15 protein-coding genes are annotated in these 15,571 nt (G+C 65.2%); 11 read left to right on the plus strand and 4 right to left on the minus strand.

Going from position 1 to position 15,571, the window contains the following annotated elements; genetic code table 11:
• Window position 1: 1 nt before the first annotated feature.
• Window positions 2-742, minus strand: coding sequence for a GntR family transcriptional regulator (locus ACQCSU_RS15875; protein ID WP_426976227.1), 741 nt, complete (start codon window positions 740-742; stop codon window positions 2-4).
• A gap of 302 nt (window positions 743-1,044) precedes the next feature.
• On the opposite strand from ACQCSU_RS15875, the gene ACQCSU_RS15880 reads away from it, so the two are divergent.
• Genes ACQCSU_RS15880 through ACQCSU_RS15890 form a run of 3 tightly spaced genes read left to right on the plus strand, consistent with a single transcriptional unit; the run spans window position 1,045 to window position 4,063 of the window.
• Entirely contained in the window at window positions 1,045-2,040 is a 996-nt protein-coding gene (locus ACQCSU_RS15880; protein WP_426976228.1) for a substrate-binding domain-containing protein, read from the plus strand.
• A gap of 51 nt (window positions 2,041-2,091) precedes the next feature.
• Window positions 2,092-3,141, plus strand: coding sequence for an ABC transporter permease (locus ACQCSU_RS15885; protein ID WP_426976229.1), 1,050 nt, complete (start codon window positions 2,092-2,094; stop codon window positions 3,139-3,141).
• 13 nt (window positions 3,142-3,154) lie between these two features.
• Window positions 3,155-4,063 (plus strand): ATP-binding cassette domain-containing protein, encoded by a 909-nt coding sequence (locus ACQCSU_RS15890; RefSeq protein WP_426976230.1) that lies wholly within the window; start codon window positions 3,155-3,157, stop codon window positions 4,061-4,063.
• Between the two features lie 249 nt (window positions 4,064-4,312).
• Here ACQCSU_RS15890 and ACQCSU_RS15895 read toward each other — a convergent pair whose 3' ends face one another.
• Entirely contained in the window at window positions 4,313-5,329 is a 1,017-nt protein-coding gene (locus ACQCSU_RS15895; RefSeq protein ID WP_426976231.1) for a LacI family DNA-binding transcriptional regulator, read from the minus strand.
• Window positions 5,330-5,471: 142 nt separating this feature from the next.
• Between ACQCSU_RS15895 and ACQCSU_RS15900 the strand changes: the two genes are divergently transcribed.
• The gene (locus ACQCSU_RS15900) at window positions 5,472-6,581 is read left to right on the plus strand and encodes a Gfo/Idh/MocA family oxidoreductase (protein ID WP_426976232.1); all 1,110 of its coding nucleotides are present in this window, start codon (window positions 5,472-5,474) and stop codon (window positions 6,579-6,581) included.
• Window positions 6,581-7,354: a TIM barrel protein gene (locus tag ACQCSU_RS15905; RefSeq protein WP_426976233.1), complete on the plus strand. Its 774-nt coding sequence runs from the start codon at window positions 6,581-6,583 to the stop codon at window positions 7,352-7,354. The genes ACQCSU_RS15900 and ACQCSU_RS15905 overlap by 1 nt, the downstream gene beginning before the upstream one ends.
• A gap of 29 nt (window positions 7,355-7,383) precedes the next feature.
• Here ACQCSU_RS15905 and ACQCSU_RS15910 read toward each other — a convergent pair whose 3' ends face one another.
• On the minus strand, window positions 7,384-8,406 hold the full coding sequence (locus ACQCSU_RS15910) for a LacI family DNA-binding transcriptional regulator (protein ID WP_426976234.1): 1,023 nt from the start codon (window positions 8,404-8,406) through the stop codon (window positions 7,384-7,386).
• Window positions 8,407-8,564: 158 nt separating this feature from the next.
• Here ACQCSU_RS15910 and ACQCSU_RS15915 point away from each other — a divergent pair, with 158 nt between their 5' ends.
• A complete protein-coding gene (locus ACQCSU_RS15915; RefSeq protein ID WP_426976235.1) occupies window positions 8,565-9,614 on the plus strand; it encodes a Gfo/Idh/MocA family oxidoreductase in 1,050 nt (349 codons plus the stop codon).
• Here the strand turns inward: ACQCSU_RS15915 and ACQCSU_RS15920 are convergent.
• Window positions 9,611-10,405: a gamma-glutamyl-gamma-aminobutyrate hydrolase family protein gene (locus tag ACQCSU_RS15920; RefSeq protein WP_426976236.1), complete on the minus strand. Its 795-nt coding sequence runs from the start codon at window positions 10,403-10,405 to the stop codon at window positions 9,611-9,613. The genes ACQCSU_RS15915 and ACQCSU_RS15920 overlap by 4 nt on opposite strands.
• A 53-nt stretch (window positions 10,406-10,458) precedes the next feature.
• Here ACQCSU_RS15920 and ACQCSU_RS15925 point away from each other — a divergent pair, with 53 nt between their 5' ends.
• From ACQCSU_RS15925 to ACQCSU_RS15945, 5 genes are all read left to right on the plus strand, one after another.
• The gene (locus ACQCSU_RS15925) at window positions 10,459-10,947 is read left to right on the plus strand and encodes a polyketide cyclase / dehydrase and lipid transport (RefSeq protein ID WP_426976237.1); all 489 of its coding nucleotides are present in this window, start codon (window positions 10,459-10,461) and stop codon (window positions 10,945-10,947) included.
• Between the two features lie 143 nt (window positions 10,948-11,090).
• Window positions 11,091-11,798, plus strand: a complete 708-nt coding sequence (locus tag ACQCSU_RS15930) for a FadR/GntR family transcriptional regulator (RefSeq protein WP_426976238.1) — start codon at window positions 11,091-11,093, stop codon at window positions 11,796-11,798.
• Between the two features lie 200 nt (window positions 11,799-11,998).
• Window positions 11,999-13,384, plus strand: a complete 1,386-nt coding sequence (locus ACQCSU_RS15935; RefSeq protein ID WP_426976239.1) for an MFS transporter — start codon at window positions 11,999-12,001, stop codon at window positions 13,382-13,384.
• A 26-nt stretch (window positions 13,385-13,410) separates the two neighbouring features.
• A complete protein-coding gene (locus tag ACQCSU_RS15940; RefSeq protein ID WP_426976240.1) occupies window positions 13,411-14,184 on the plus strand; it encodes an SDR family NAD(P)-dependent oxidoreductase in 774 nt (257 codons plus the stop codon).
• 138 nt (window positions 14,185-14,322) lie between these two features.
• The gene (locus ACQCSU_RS15945; RefSeq protein ID WP_426976241.1) at window positions 14,323-15,456 is read left to right on the plus strand and encodes an LOG family protein; all 1,134 of its coding nucleotides are present in this window, start codon (window positions 14,323-14,325) and stop codon (window positions 15,454-15,456) included.
• The last annotated feature ends 115 nt before the right edge of the window (window positions 15,457-15,571 follow it).

The raw sequence follows: 15,571 nt of genomic DNA on the forward strand, positions 1-15,571 counted from the left end.
CTCATCGTTGGACCAATGTCATTTCAAAACTGTAGGAATCCGCGCGGTAGACGTGATGCCCGGTCTCCACCATGCGTCCTGTGTCATCCACTGCGGTGCGCTCCATGGTCACCAGCGCTGAGCCCGGCTTTGTTTCGAGCAGGGGGGCCTGATAGTCGTTGGCCACCATGGCGCCAATGCGCTGGGAGGCCAGCCGGAAGTTGACCCCGCCGTTGCGCAGGATTCCGTAGAGGCCCTGGGATCCCAGCAGGGCTTCGTCAATGGTGGTGATGTCATCACGGACCCAGTTCTCCATCAGGGCCAACGGTTTGCCTGCCACTTTCCGTAGCCTGGTGAAGTGGTAGACGCTGGCCCCCGCCGGCAGATGCAGGGCTTCCCGGGTGGGGGCATCAGCCTCAATATGGGAAAAGCTCAGCACCTCGGTGGTGGGGTTGCTGCCATTGTTGCTGAGATCGTCAAAAAGGCTGGAAAGCTCCAGCGGGCGGCGGACCTGGCTGGAAACCACCTGGGTGCCCACCCCGCGTTTGCGGACCAGCAGTCCCGAGCGGACCAGTTCATCCATGGCTTTGCGCATGGTGGGCCGGGAAAGGTTGAGCTGGGCGGCAAGGTCGATTTCATTCTCCAGCCGGCTGCCGGGTGCCAGGATCCCGGTGTGGATGGCAGCTTCAATGCCCTGCACCACCTGGTGATAGAGGGGCACGGGGGAAGAGCGATCAATACTGAGATTAAGTTGATTCGCCATTGAGCTCTCCCTTGGTGCAGTGGGTTCCTGCGTCCAGGGTGCCCGTATGTCAGGTGCATGTTCGCTTGATAGGACATACTGCCTTTTACAGATAATAGCAGGGCCAGACAGTGCATCAAAGGCCCTGCCTCCGTGCCTCTGGTCTCGGTCTTGAGATTCTCTCCGGCCTGATTAGGTAAAAACATCCTCATGTCAGGACAAACTATTGACATCTGTGAGCAGAGTCACGAAGATCGGTGTAGACGGAATACGAACTGATGCAATGTGGCACCAGGCGTAGGCCGAAATCAAAGGAGATTATCGTGACGAAGTTCGCTTGGCGAAAGGCCGCACTGATAGCTGCGGTTGTGCCCATGATGGCGCTGAGCGCCTGTTCCAGCACCGGCGGCAAGCCGGCTGACACCGGAAATGGCGGAGGCGGTGGCCAGGCAGTCACTACCCCACGTATCAAAGTGGCCCTGATTACCCACGCGGCCGCCGGGGATACCTTCTGGGACATCGTCCGCAAGGGGGCCGAAGAGGCAGCGGCCAAGGACAATGTTGAACTCCTGTACACCTCGGACCCGGAAGGCGGGCGCCAGGCCCAGCTGATCCAGCAGGCGGTGGACCAGAAGGTTGACGGCATTGCCGTCACACTGGCAAAGCCGGACGCGCTCAAGGACGCACTGAAGAAGGCAACGGACGCAGGAATTCCTGTCGTCAGCCTCAACGCCGGCGAGTCCGTGTCGGCACAGCTGGGCGCATTCACGCACTTCGGATCCAATGAAAAACTGGCAGGTGCCGCTGTGGGCGAGAAGCTCGCCTCACTGGGCCTCAAACATCCCATCTGCGTGATCCAGGAACAGGGCCACGTGGGTCTGGAAGCCCGGTGCGCCGGCGTCAAGGAAAAGGTGCCCGCCACGGAAATCCTGTATGTGACCGGAACCGATATGACCCAGGTTTCCTCCACCGTGACGGCCAAACTGCAGGCGACAGCCGACGCCGATGCCATCATCGGCCTGGGCGCCCCCTTCACGCTGACCATCCTCAAGGCCGTCACCTCCGCCAACAGCAAGGCGAAGGTTGCCTCCTTCGATATGAACGCCGAACTGGCGCAGAAGATCGTGGGCGGCGAGGTCATCTTCACCGTGGACCAGCAGCCGTGGCTCCAGGGCTACAGTGCCGTTGATGCCATCTGGCAGACCAAGCGCGGTGGGTTCAAAATCGGCGGCGGGCAGCCCGTTCTGACCGGACCCACCATTGTTGACAAGGCAGCGGCAACAGACGCTCTCAAGTTCGCCCAGCAGGGCGTCCGCTAAGCAGTTTTTTCAGCCTGGCCCGGGCGTGTCCCGGGCCAGGCGCTAAGGAGAATGACCATGACCCAAACTCTCACTAAGCCCCTGGCCGGCGATGAACGCGTGGGAACGCGCAACCCGCTCCAGAAACTCCTGGGCCGCCCCGAAGTCGGCGCGCTCGTTGGCGCGATCGTGCTGTTCGTCTTTTTCGCCATTGTTTCGCAGACCTTCATCCAGCCGAACGCCTTCGCCACCGTGCTCTACGGCAGTTCCACCATCGGCATCATGGCCGTGGGTGTTTCACTGCTGATGATCGGCGGCGAGTTCGACCTCTCCACCGGCGTGGCCGTAATCAGCTCGGCGCTGACAGCCTCACTTTTCAGCTGGTACTTCACCACGAACGTCTGGGTGGGGGTGCTGCTGGCCCTGGCGGTCTCGCTCTCGATCGGGTTCATCAACGGCTGGATCCTGATCAAGACCAAACTGCCCAGCTTCATCGTGACGCTGGCAAGTTTCCTGATGCTGACGGGCCTGAACCTGGGCCTGACCCGCCTGATCGGCGGCTCGGTCTCCTCCCCGTCGATTTCCACCATGGACGGCTTCAAATCGGCGCAGGCCATTTTCGCCTCCTCTGTCAACATCGGCGGCGTCGAGGTCAAAAACACCGTGTTCACCTGGATCATTCTGGTGGCCGTGGCCTCGTGGGTACTGCTCCGCACCAAAGTGGGGAACTGGATCTTCGCCTCGGGCGGCGACGCCAACGCTGCCCGCGCTGTGGGTGTTCCGGTCACTAAGACCAAGATCGGGCTGTTCATGGCCGTCGGTTTCTGCGGCTGGATCCTGGGCATGCACAACCTGTTCGCCTTCGATGCCGTGCAGTCCGGTGAAGGCGTGGGCAACGAATTCCTCTACATCATCGCCGCCGTTATCGGTGGCTGCCTGCTCACCGGCGGCTACGGCTCGGCGGTGGGCGGGGCGATCGGCGCCTTCATCTTCGGCATGGCCAACAAGGGCATTGTGTACGCCCAGTGGAACCCGGACTGGTTCAAGTTCTTCCTGGGCCTGATGCTGCTGCTGGCCACCATCGTGAACCTGATCGTCAAGCGCCGCGCAGAACTCAAGTAAGGGGCTGAACACCATGAACTCCAAACAGATAGACCAGCAAACGCTGCTCAAGGATGAAAAAGACCCGCTGACCCACACACCCGTCCACCTGCTCTCTCTGGACCAGGTGGCCAAGCACTACGGCAACATCGTGGCCCTCACCGACGTCACCATGGCGGTGGACAACGGCCGGGTGACCTGCGTCCTGGGCGACAACGGTGCCGGCAAGTCCACCCTGATCAAGATCATTGCCGGCCTGCACCAGCACGACGCAGGCGTCTTCAAGATCCTGGGCGAGGAGCGGAAACTCAACAGCCCCCGCGAGGCGCTGGATTCCGGCATTGCCACGGTTTATCAGGACCTTGCGGTGGTCCCCCTCATGCCGATCTGGCGCAATTTCTTCCTTGGCTCGGAAATCACTGTTGGCTGGGGCCCGTTCAAGCGCATGGATGTCCAGACGATGAAGGACATCACCAAAAAGGAACTGGCCGACATGGGCATCGACCTGCGCGATGTTGAACAGCCGATCGGCCAGCTGTCCGGCGGTGAACGCCAGTGTGTGGCCATCGCCCGAGCCGTGCACTTCGGCGCGAAGGTCCTGATTCTGGACGAACCGACGGCCGCTCTCGGCGTGAAGCAGTCCGGCGTGGTGCTCCGTTACATCCTGCAGGCCCGCGACCGCGGGCTCGGCGTCGTCTTCATCACGCACAACCCGCACCACGCCTTCCCCGTCGGTGACCGGTTCCTGCTGCTCAAGCGCGGCAAATCGATCGGCTACTACGAGAAAAAGGACATCACCATCGAAGAACTGACGGCCCAGATGGCCGGCGGCGCCGAACTGGCAGAACTCGCCCACGAGCTCGAAGAGCTCGGCGGCCACGGCGAGGTCGTCAAGGCGGTAGAGGCCGAGTTGGCCGGAACCACCGGCCAACAGCCCGGCTAAGAATCCCGTAGAACCCCCGGCTGATGGCCCACCACCAGCCGGGGGTTTTCCTTTGACCGAAGATCGGACGGGCAATTGTCAATCAGGGTAGGTGTCATTGGCGCCGGAATCATGGGTGCCGACCGAATCCGGCCGGAACACGAACCTGCACAACTTCACGCCGACGACGGCGGCCCTGGTGGGTACCGCTGGGCTGTTCAACATGCCGGGCGGATTCAGCGTCCGCCTTCCGCACGGCAGGGAGCTTCGCTACGACGAGCCGGCAGGGGCCGCGGTGGTGCCGCCGATTTCCAGGAACGGAGGCACCAGCACGTGTTCGGCCGTGCCGCCGCACAGCCGAGCGGCGGCCGCACGGACGGCCGCCGCCGCCAGCTCGGGACCATTTTGGCCGATCGAGGTCAGGTTGATGTGCTCAAGCCGCGCCAGCCGGGAGTTGTCGTAACCCACCACGGAGATGTCCCGCGGGACGCTTAGCCCGGCCTTGCCGAACACATCCAACACGCCAAGGGCGCAGCGGTCGTTGAAGACGACGACGGCGCTGGGCCGTGCGGCACCGCCGGGCCGTCCAGCCGCGTCGAGCAGCTCGCGGGCGGCCCGGGACCCATCCGCCTCACTGGGGCCGCCCGTGAAGACCGAGGCATGTCCCGTGAGCCCGGCATCGGCCATATAGCCGAGGTAGGACCGGCGGCGTGCGGCGGAGCCGATCGCGGTGCCCCCGTCGATATGGGAAATCCGGGAGTGCCCCAGCCCGCGAAGGTGGTCCATCGCGAGCCTGATTCCCGCGTCCTCGTCGCTGGAGACACTGCCGGCCGCGTCGCCGCGAACCGGGCGGAGCATGGAAATCACCGGCAGTGGCAGCTGCGCAAGCCCTTCCGCGGGCGTCGAGGGGGCGATCAGGACCAGGGCCTCGGTGCCAAGGTCCAGCAGGGATTCAACGGCCCGCTGCTCGCTGCGCCGCGGACCTGCCGCGCTCAGGGTCACGCCGTAGCCGGCAGCCTCACCGGCCTCGTAAAGTAACTCAACGAGCTCGGCATGGTAGGGCTCGGTCACGTTGAAAACCACGCCAAGCAGGCGGGAACGGGTGCTGCGCAGAAGCCTGGCCCGCGTATCCGGACGGTAGCCGAGTTCCCGGGCGGTATTGAGGACCCTCTCTCGCGTGGCCAGGCTGGCGCCGGCCGCCCCACGGATCACGATCGAAACCAGCGCCCTTGAGACCCCAGCGGCCGCCGCGACGTCCGCCATGGTGGGGCGGGGGCTCGCTGTCATGGGGTCTCCTGAGTCGTCCGGAAAGTACTGGACCCAGTCTACTAGATCGATCTAGATTTTCTGCCGATGCTGTGCAAAACTCATTAGCAGCACATCTTCTAGATCGATCTAGAAGATTTCAGCACGAGGAAAGGACGGGCCCATGGCCTACATTGAAAACCAGGCAGGGACACCCGCACGAGGCATCCGGCTGGGACTTATCGGCGCCGGCTGGATGGGGGCATTCCACGGGGAAAGCATTGTCCGGCGCATTCCCGGAGCCGTCCTTGAGGCCATCGCTGACCCAGCGCTGGACGCCGCCGCCGAGCTGGCCGGCCGGCTGGGCGTCGCCAAGGTGACAGCCGATGCTGCAGACTTGCTGGCCGATCCGGAGATCGACGGCGTCATCATCGCCAGCCCGGCCCGCTTCCACGCCGCGCTGATCACCCAGGCGGCGCGCGCCGGAAAGCATGTCTTTTGCGAAAAGCCAGCCGGACTGACGCTTGCCGAACTCGACGCGGCCCTGACCGAGGTGGACACGGCCGGGGTGCACTTCCAGATCGGCTTCAACCGCCGTTACGCCCCTGATTTTGCTGCCGCGAAGCGCGACCTTGCCGCAGGTGTGGCCGGGCAGCCACAGCTCCTGCGCTCGCTGACCAGGGACCCTGGCACCGGCAGCATCGACCACGCTGCCCGGATCCCTGCGTGGACCATCTTCCTCGAAACGCTGATCCATGACTTCGACACCCTGAACTGGTTCAATGAGGGTGCCGAGCCGGTGGAGGTCTACGCCGTGGCCGACGCCCTGGTGGAGCCCGACTTCAAGGAACACGGATTACTGGACACGGCCGTTGTGACCATCCGCTACAGCAACGGTGCGCTGGCGGTCGCGGAGGCGAACTTCAGTGCGCTCTATGGCTACGACGTCCGAGGCGAGGTCTTCGGCTCCCGGGGAATGGTCCAGGCAGGACGGAGCACCGAAACATCGGCCCGCCGCTACACCGCGGACGGTGTTTCCGCCGACACCCCGCGGCTGAACGTCGAACTTTTCCGCCAGGCCTACACTGATGAACTGGCCGACTTTGCCGACACCGTCCGGGCACGGCGCGACGGCGGCACGGCGCCGTCGGCCGGGTTCACGCTGACCCCAGGTGCCGCCGACGCCCGCCGGGCTCTGGCGATGGCGCTGGCCTGCATCGAGTCGGTCAAACTCGGTGCGCCTGTGGCTCTGCCCGGAGCTCTTCTGAAGGCAGCGACGAAGGCCGGCAACTGATGCGGCTCGCGGTCTGCGCCGAAATGGTGTTCACGGAGCTGCCGTTCATCGAACGGGTCCGGCGCATCCACAACGCCGGATTCGACGTCGAACTCTGGGACTCGCGCAGCAAGGACCTCGCGGCGCTTAAGGCAACCGGGGCGGTGTTCTCCTCGATGACTGGCTACACCGCCGGCAGCGTAGTTGACCCGGCGACGGCCGATGACGTGGTCCGGACAGCCGCGGAGCTCATCCCCACGGCTCTGGAACTGGGCATCAGCCGGATGGTGGTGCATTCGGCGGAGCTGGTGGATGGCGCAGCCGCCCGCCCTGTCTTCCGCTCAACGGGCAGGATGTGGACCACCGGACTGCGCACTCTGCAACGGCTGGGGGACCTTGGCGAGAAGTATGGGGTGACATTCTGCCTCGAGAATCTCAACACCATTCTTGATCATCCCGGGATTCCGCTGGCGCGGGCCAAGGACACCCTGGCGCTCGTGGAGGCCGCCGGGCACCCGAACGTCAAGCTGATGCTGGATCTCTACCATGCGCAGCTGGGCGAGGGGAATCTGATCGGGCTGGTCCAATCGGCCCTGCCACACATCGGTGAAATCCAGGTGGCAGATGTGCCGGGCCGCTGCGAACCCGGCACAGGGGAGATCAACTACAGAGCCATCGCCGGCGCACTGGCCGATGCGGGCTATGACGGGACCGTGGGCATGGAAGCCTGGGCGAGTAACGACAGCGACGACGCCCTGGCCGCATTTCGCGATGCGTTCACTCTTCAGCGCTGAATTCCTGCCTGGGGGCTGAAGCTGCCGGATCACCTGTCCGGGGCGGCTGTGCTGCCCCGGACCTCCAGCACGGGCGGCAGTAGTTCGTCCCGAGGAAGTGCGGCGCCCGATTCCAGCCTCACAATCAGCAGCTCCGCTGCGCGCTGGCCGGCAGCGAAGCTTGCCGTGTCCACGGACGTCAGGCTGATCCTGCGAAGCCTGGCCAGCGGAGTGTTGTCGTAACCGGCAACGGAGAGATCAGCGGGCACGGAGAGCCCGCGTTCCTCCGCCGCTGACATGACTCCCAGGGCCGCCATGTCGTTGACCGCGAAGACCGCCGTTGGCCTGTCCGCACCGCTCAGCAATTCCAGGCCGGCGCTGTAGCCGGCTTCTTCCGTGAGATCCCCGGGCATTGTCCGGATGAAATCCGCAAGGCCGGCGGCCGCCATCTCCGCTGCGTAGCCGCGCTGCCGGGCGGCCCCGACTGCGGTGGCCGGTGCCCCCACATGTGCAATATTCCTGTGGCCCAGAGACACCAGGTGTGCCACCGCGAGGCGGGCGCCGGCGTCGTCGTCGTTGGTCACGACTGTCACGGTCGGGCCGGGGCCAGACGGCGCGCCCAGGGCCACGGTTGGTACCTGTGCGGCGGCAGCGGTCAGGCCCGGACTGTCCGGCATGGTCCCCACCAGAACCAGTCCCTCGATGTTCATTTCGAGCAGTTTCTTCAGCAGGGACTCACCGCTGCGGCTGTCCAGCCGGAAGTCTCCCATGACCATCTGCAGGCCGTGTTCGTTGAGCCGGCCGTTGAGTCCTTCCACCGCGCTGACAAACCAGGGATTCCGCATGTCATTGAGGACTACTCCCACGGTCCGGCTCCGGGACTCGCTGAGTGCCCGGGCGGCGGCGTTTGGCCGATAGCCGAGCTCAATCACGGCCCGCTCCACCGCTGCCCTTTTGGCTTCACTGACATACCCGGTGCCGCGCAGCACCAGCGAAACGACCGACTTGGACACTCCGGCTGCGGCGGCTACGTCGAGTATGGTGGCGGCGCGCTTTCGCATGGGATCGGACACGGCATCCTCCAGCTGTTGGGGCAGTTTGTTAATACAAAGTCTTGACCCGGAACGGTGATCTCCCATACTCTAGCAACCAGATGTTGGAGCGTTCCAACATTGCCAGCTTTCCTGTTCATTGCCCGGGGTCCGGGCTCGGTATTTTTGTAAAGGACACTATGAAGGATGTAACTCTCGGTCTGGTCGGGGTGGGGCGCATTGGCGTTATGCACGCCAACAACATTTCCGCTCTGAACGATGTGCTGAACCCGCAGGGGATCAATGTCCGGCTCAAGCTGACTGACGTTGCTGCAGACCATGCACGCAGCGTGGCGGCTGGGATCGGCGCCGAGTTCCTGCCATCGGTGCAGGAGCTGATTGCGTCCGGCGTGGACGGGCTGGTCATAGCCACCGGCACGGGCACGCATCCGGATCTGATCAGGACGGGCGTGGACGCCGGCATTCCGGTCTTCTGCGAGAAGCCTGTGGCCATGAATGTTGCGGACTCCGCGCCGGTGCTGGACTACATCCGGGACAACGGCGGAACCGTGCAGATCGGCCACCAGCGCCGCTTCGACGCCGGGTACCTGGAGGCTAAACGCTCTTTTGAAGCCGGTGAACTGGGCTGGATCCATTCACTGCGCGCCGTCACCTGCGACATGACACCCCCTCCCGTGGAGTTCCTGGCGGGCTCCGGCGGGCTGTTCCGAGACTGCTCCGTCCACGACTTTGACATCCTGCGCTGGCTGACCGGCCGCGAAATCGTGGAGGTCTACGCCAAGGGCTCCAACAACGGCGATCCCGCCATCGGGGAAGTGGGCGACGTGGACACGGCCCTGGCGCTGGTGACGTTCGACGACGGCACGCTGGGCACCGTCAGCGCCTCGCGCTACAACGGGGCCGGTCATGATGTCCGGCTCGAAATCCAGGGCTCGGCCGGCTCGCTCCTCGTGGGGCTCGATGAGAAGTCCGCCCTTGCATCGGCCGAGACGGGCGTTATGTTCCCGTCCGGGGAGTCCCACCGGACCTTCGCAGAGCGCTTCGACCAGGCCTACCGCTCCGAACTGGCGGCCTTCGTGGAGCTGATCCTGGGCGAGCGGGACAACCCGTGCACACCGGAGGACGCGGTGGCGGCCTCCCGGGTTGCCGACGCCGCCCAGGAATCACTCGAAACAGGGCTGCCGGTCAGTGTTGCCCTGGCAGCCCGGGACCACGGGAGCCGCAGCTAGCCCTGCTTCCGGACCCGGCACACTTCGACAAAGGCCCTGAAGGGCGCCGCCCGCTCCTCGGCGGACAGCTCCACGGCCTCGGGATGCCACTGGACGGATGCCACCCAGCGCTCCGGATCCTCCAGCGCCTCGATGGTTCCGTCCCCGGCCACGGCTGTCACCACGAGCCCCTTGGCTACCCTTGCCACGGCCTGGTGGTGGCCGGAGGCAATCTTGACCGTGACGCCGTCGGAGCTGTTCCCTGGGCCGCCGTTCCCTCCCCTGCTGTTCCCGCCGCCGTACAGCCCGGCAACCTGGGTTCCGCCCTGCACGTCGACCTCGTGCCAGGCCCAGGGGCCGGCCCCGTGCACCGGCGCGGGTTCGTGGTGCACCACCGTGCCGGGCGCCATGTCCTGGATCAGCGTTCCGCCGTAGAGGACGTTGAGCAGCTGGTGGCCCCGGCAGATTCCGAGCACCGGAATCCCCGCGTCGATCGACTGCCGCGCAACGGCCAGATCCAGCTCATCCTGGGCGTGGTTGACGTCGTAACACGCGCCGCCGGGCTCCTCGCCGTAGAGTCGCGGGTCCAGGTCGCCGCCGCCCGGAAGGACGACGCCGTCGAGCTCCTCGAGCGGCTCATCCGGTGCGGTGAGCAGTACCGGTTCGCCGCCGCCGTCGCGCACCAGATCCACGATGTAGTCGAACAGCTCGTTGGCCTCCGCCACCCGCGGATCCGCGTCCGTGGAGCTGCTGAGCCGTATGGGAATGCCGATACGGGGCCGGCTGCTGCGGGGGAGGGGCGGAGTCTGCATGCTTTATTCTGCAACACAACTTCCGTATCACAACGCAGGGCTAGGATTGCCGGATGACGAACAGATATCTCGTGTCCCGCAGCCGCTTCATCGCGGCCGCTCCGGAAGCCATTTTCGAGCTGCTCGCCACCCCGGCGCTGCACAGCGTGATCGATGGCTCGGGCACGGTCAAGGGCGCCCAGCCCCGCGGTCCCGAACGGCTGGCCCTCGGTGCGAAGTTCGGCATGGAGATGAACGTGCGGGTGGACTACAAGATCCTCAACACGGTCTGCGAGTTCGAGGAAGGCCGCCGGATCGCTTGGCGGCACTTCTACGGCCATGTCTGGCGCTACCTCCTGGAGCCCGCCACGGACGACGCCGGCAGGACCGGCACCATGGTCACCGAACAATGGGACGCCCGCCAGGTCCGCGGCAAGTTCTTCCTGCGCCTCGCGGGCTACCTGCGCCGGCACCCTGCCAACCTGGACAAGACCCTGGCCAAGCTTGAGGCCCACCTAGCGGCCTCCGGGCGGCGCGAAGCCGGCGACGCGGGGATTTCCTGATACTCGATGGCCAACGTGGGTAGGTGCCCGGCAATGCGGTCCTTGCAACCCTTCCGGCCCGGGGCGGCTCCCGCCCACTAGCGGGAATTCTGTAATGTGGATGGCACCGGGAGCAAAAGGCAAGACTGAAGGTGGGAAGCGCGATGGGCCGCAGGACACTCGTTGACGACCTCGTCGACGGCCTGCTCGACGACATCCTTGACGGCAAGCTGCAGCCCCACGAAGCCATTCCGCCGGAAGCCGACATCGCCAAGGCCTATGACGTCAGCCGGCTCACGGTGCGCGAGGCGCTGAAGGCCCTGCGGGCGCAGAACATCCTCTACGTGAAGGCCGGCCGCGGAACCTTCGTCAACCCAACTGACAACTGGACCGGGCTGGATGCGATCTTCAAGGCCGCTTCGCACGGCAACGGGGCGGAGCAGGTCGCAGTGGGGCTGATCGAGATGCGTCGCATGGTGGAAACCGGGGCGGCCGCGCTTGCCGCCAAACGCCATACTCCCGGGCATGCCGAACAGATGCGTGAGTGCATCGCGGACATGAAGCGCTTCCATGATTCGGGCGACCTGGATGGCTTCGTGGCAGCGGACATCGGCTTCCACGACGCAGTGCTGAAGGCCTCCGGCAATCCTTTTATCCGGGCACTGTTCGCCCAGCTGGGTCAGCTGCTTTACGTGAAGCGGCGCGAAACGTCCGCCGTCGAAGAGATCCAGCTGCACGCCATCGAGTACCACCAGAAAGTCATGGACGGCATCCTCAGCGGCGACGCGGAGCTGGCCCGCCGCGCCATGGACGAACACATGGACCAGACGTACCGGGACTACGAACGCTACGTGCACAACGCATCATCCTGACGTCACAGCGCGCACCAGCCAGGGCTTGACGTAATCCGCATCACTCTTCTATGCTTTTCCTCGTGTTCTTCAGTCAGATGTCTGACATCTGACTCAAACCGTATCGGACCCAGTTGCAGTTGGACTGGGCCTCCCAAATATCCCCACGGATTCCCGCCACAATCGCAGGTGGCCGGCTTCCGTTAGACAGAAGGTCGAAGATGACTTCACTCTCCTTAAAGTCCGCAGGACTCGGCGAGCTTGGCGAGCGTACGCTCCGCAAGGTCCGCCGCCGCGTTATGCCGCTGATCGTCCTGCTCTACTTCGTTGCCTACCTTGACCGCAACAACGTCGGCTTCGCCAAACTCACCATGAGCGAGGACATCGGCCTGAACGCCGCCGCCTACGGACTGGGTGCCGGCATCTTTTTCCTCGGCTACGCGCTCCTCGAGGTCCCGAGCAACGCCGGCATGTACCGGTTCGGCGCACGCAAGTGGCTGGCCCGGATCCTCATTACGTGGGGCATCTTCGCCACGGCCATGTGCCTGGTGAACGGTGAAACCACCTACTACATCATCCGTTTCCTGCTGGGTGCGGCAGAGGCTGGATTCTTCCCGGCCATCCTTTTCTACCTGACGCTCTGGTTCCCCGCCGCACAGCGTGTGTCGGTGCTCGGCATCTTCATTCTGGCCCAGCCGGTGTCCAATGCCCTTGGCGCTCCGGTCTCCGGGTTGCTCCTGCAGATGGACGGCGTCATGGGTCTTCAGGGCTGGCAGTGGCTGTACATCATCGAAGGCATTCCGGCCATCCTCCTGGGCTTGCTCACTCCCATCCTTATGACCGACCGCCCGCGGGACGCCAAATGGCTCAACCCGGACGAGCGCGAATGGCTTGCCAGCACCATGGACAAAGAACTGGCCGTCAAGTCCAGCTCCGGCAACCACAACTTCCTGGCCGGCCTGAAGGACAAGCGCACCCTGATCTACTCTGCCCTCTACTTCGGACTGGTCTGCGGCATCTATGGACTGGGCCTGTGGATGCCCACCATCGTCGCCGCCCTTGGCAAGTTCTCCACGGCCCAGATCGGCTTCATCGTCTGCGTCCCGTACACCGTGGCCGCCGTGTTTGTGTACTTCTGGAGCAAGCGCGCAGACCGGACCGGCAAGCGTGCCTGGCACACCGCCGTCAGCATGGTGCTGGCCGGTATGGGCCTGCTGGCCGCAGGATACCTGCTGCCCGTCAACCCGATTCTGGCCATGATCGGGCTGACGGCCTCGGCCATGGGTATCTACGGCGCCATCGCACCGTTCCTTTCCATGCCCTCTGCTGCACTGACGGGGGCGGCTGCTGCCGCCGGTTTGGCCCTGATCAACTCACTGGGCAACCTGGGCGGGTTCGTTGCCCCGTACGCAGTCGGACTCCTGAACGACGCCACGGGCAGCAACCAGAGCGGCCTGCTGTTCCTGTCCCTCTGCCTGTGCATCACCGCGGTGGCAACCTACCTCTACGCCCGCAAACGCCCCGAAGGCGACGCCGCGCTGGATCCCGCCGTTGCCGCGACTGCCGCAGAGACCCCTGACTCCACTGCCCCCGCCAAAATCTCCTAATCGCGAATTCCCTGAAGGAAAAACTCATGACTTCCAGCACCTTCCCCTCCGAACGCACAGTTGTCCTGACCGGCGCCGCGTCGGTTCGCGGCATCGGCCGCGCCGCCGCTGACCGTATGGCCAGCGAGGGATGGTCCATCGCCATCCTTGACATCAACGCGGAGGACGCCAAGGCTGCCGCCGCGGAGATCGGCTCCAACCGTGCCGTCAAGGCCATCGGCGTCGGAGCCGACGTGTCCGACGAGGCGTCCGTTGATCGCGCGATCACCGAGATCGAAGCCTCACTCCCGCCGATCGTTGCCCTCGCCAACCTCGCCGGGATCAGCTCGCCGACGACGTTCATGGAAACTACCGTGGCGGAGTGGGACAAGGTGTTCGCCATCAACATGCGCGGAACCTTCATCGTTTCCCAGCGGGTCCTCAAGGGCATGATCGAGCGCAAGCTCGGACGGATTGTGAGCATCTCGTCCATTTCCGCCCAGCGCGGCGGCGGCACGTTCTCGAAGGTTGCCTACAGCGCGACCAAGGCCGGAATCCTCGGATTCACCCGCGCCTTGGCCCGCGAAGTCGGCGAGTTCGGGATCACGGTCAATGCGATTGCCCCCGGCCCGATCGACACCGACATCATGGGTGGAACCCTCACCGATGAGCGCAAGGCCCAGATGTCCGAGGGCATCATGATGGGCCGGGTCGGCACCCGCGAGGAAGTAGCGGCCTTGATCTCCTTCCTGCTCGGCGAGGACTCCGGTTACATCACCGCCGCCACCTATGACATCAACGGTGGCCTCCAAGTCTCCTGACCGAGGTCTGGACCAGACAGGGGGTGCCTCCGCCGGTTTTCCGGCGGGGGCACCTTCGATTTACCGGCGGCCCAGCGCCTGCCGGGCGTCTGCGCATGCCGGGGCGGAGCCTAAGCCGCCGCCGTCTAGGCTGGCTCCATGAGCGCCGCCCGCAGCCTTCACCCCAGCCCCCGCACGTTGGAGGTCGAGAGCCTTGCGGGTTTCGACCGGCTGGTCGCCGCGGGGGCGCGCAGCATGCACGGTTGGCATGTCCAGTCCCTGGACCTGCGGGGCCGCCGGGCACAGCTAGAGGCACTGGAGGTCCAAGGCGCGGTCTTCCTCGGCTGCACCTTCGACGCCGGCGTGGAGGATTCGCTGCGCGGCCGCGGCGCCCTCATTTTCCCCCGGCTCCAGGCCGTGCCGTTCAACCCCTACCGCGGCCAGTTGTACACCCCGCAGGAGCTGTATGCAGGCATCTCTGATTCACGCTACGAGGACACCCTGGACGCGAAGGTGTACCAGTGGAGCATCCGGCCCGGCCAGCGCCATCGGCTGGACGCCACCCTGGCCGCCTCCCTGCATGACCACTCAATCGGCGACGCCCTCGACGAGCTGACCCGCTCGGAACCGTTCCTCGGACGCACCGTGGTGGGCGTTATGGGTGGCCATGCCGCGCGTCGCGGGTCTGCGGTCTTCGAGGAGGCCGCGCTGCTGGGGCGGCTGTTGGCGCGGAACGGAAGGGTGGTTGCCACCGGCGGCGGCCCCGGGACCATGGAGGGCGCGAATCTGGGCGCGTACCTCAACGAGATGCCGGACCAGCACTTCCGGCAGGTTCTGCAGGGGCTTGCCGCCGTCCCCGGCTTCCGCCCGTCGGTATCGGCGTGGGCGCGCGCGGCGGCCGCCGTCGTCGAACGCCATCCGGACGGCACGCCGTCCCTGGGCATCCCCACCTGGTTCCACGGGCACGAGCCACCCAACTTCTTCGCCACCCACATCGCAAAATATTTCGCCAACTCCATCCGCGAGGCCATCCTGTTGGAGCTGTGCCATGGCGGCATCATCTTCCTGCCAGGCTCCGGCGGTACGGTGCAGGAGATCTTCCAGGACGCCTGTGAGAATTACTACGGCGCCCCCGAGACCATCACCCCTATGGTGCTCGTGGGCCAGGAGCACTGGCTGCGCCGCTACCCGGCATGGCCACTGTTGCAGAGCCTGGCCGCTGGCCGGCGGATGGAAAGCAGGATCTTCCTGGTGGACACCGTGCAGGAAGCGCTCGCGGTCCTCGACGCGTAGCGCCGCTCTGGACGAATGACGGCGCCGGCCGCCGCGCCGGACGAATGACGGCGCCGTAGCGCCGCTCTGGATGAATGACGGCGCCGCCGGTCACTGACGCCTGCGCCTTAACCGC

Source organism: Pseudarthrobacter sp. O4, assembly GCF_050157025.1.
Classification (GTDB): domain Bacteria; phylum Actinomycetota; class Actinomycetes; order Actinomycetales; family Micrococcaceae; genus Arthrobacter.

Bases quoted from the DNA above. Each gene is read 5' to 3' on its own strand.
- ACQCSU_RS15875 (WP_426976227.1), bottom strand. From the start codon at position 742: ATGGCGAATCAACTTAATCTCAGTATTGATCGCTCTTCCCCCGTGCCC.
- ACQCSU_RS15885 (WP_426976229.1), top strand. From the start codon at position 2,092: ATGACCATGACCCAAACTCTCACTAAGCCCCTGGCCGGCGATGAACGC.
- ACQCSU_RS15890 (WP_426976230.1), top strand. From the start codon at position 3,155: ATGAACTCCAAACAGATAGACCAGCAAACGCTGCTCAAGGATGAAAAA.
- ACQCSU_RS15895 (WP_426976231.1), bottom strand. From the start codon at position 5,329: ATGACAGCGAGCCCCCGCCCCACCATGGCGGACGTCGCGGCGGCCGCT.
- ACQCSU_RS15900 (WP_426976232.1), top strand. From the start codon at position 5,472: ATGGCCTACATTGAAAACCAGGCAGGGACACCCGCACGAGGCATCCGG.
- ACQCSU_RS15905 (WP_426976233.1), top strand. From the start codon at position 6,581: ATGCGGCTCGCGGTCTGCGCCGAAATGGTGTTCACGGAGCTGCCGTTC.
- ACQCSU_RS15915 (WP_426976235.1), top strand. From the start codon at position 8,565: ATGAAGGATGTAACTCTCGGTCTGGTCGGGGTGGGGCGCATTGGCGTT.
- ACQCSU_RS15920 (WP_426976236.1), bottom strand. From the start codon at position 10,405: ATGCAGACTCCGCCCCTCCCCCGCAGCAGCCGGCCCCGTATCGGCATT.
- ACQCSU_RS15925 (WP_426976237.1), top strand. From the start codon at position 10,459: ATGACGAACAGATATCTCGTGTCCCGCAGCCGCTTCATCGCGGCCGCT.
- ACQCSU_RS15930 (WP_426976238.1), top strand. From the start codon at position 11,091: ATGGGCCGCAGGACACTCGTTGACGACCTCGTCGACGGCCTGCTCGAC.
- ACQCSU_RS15935 (WP_426976239.1), top strand. From the start codon at position 11,999: ATGACTTCACTCTCCTTAAAGTCCGCAGGACTCGGCGAGCTTGGCGAG.
- ACQCSU_RS15940 (WP_426976240.1), top strand. From the start codon at position 13,411: ATGACTTCCAGCACCTTCCCCTCCGAACGCACAGTTGTCCTGACCGGC.
- ACQCSU_RS15945 (WP_426976241.1), top strand. From the start codon at position 14,323: ATGAGCGCCGCCCGCAGCCTTCACCCCAGCCCCCGCACGTTGGAGGTC.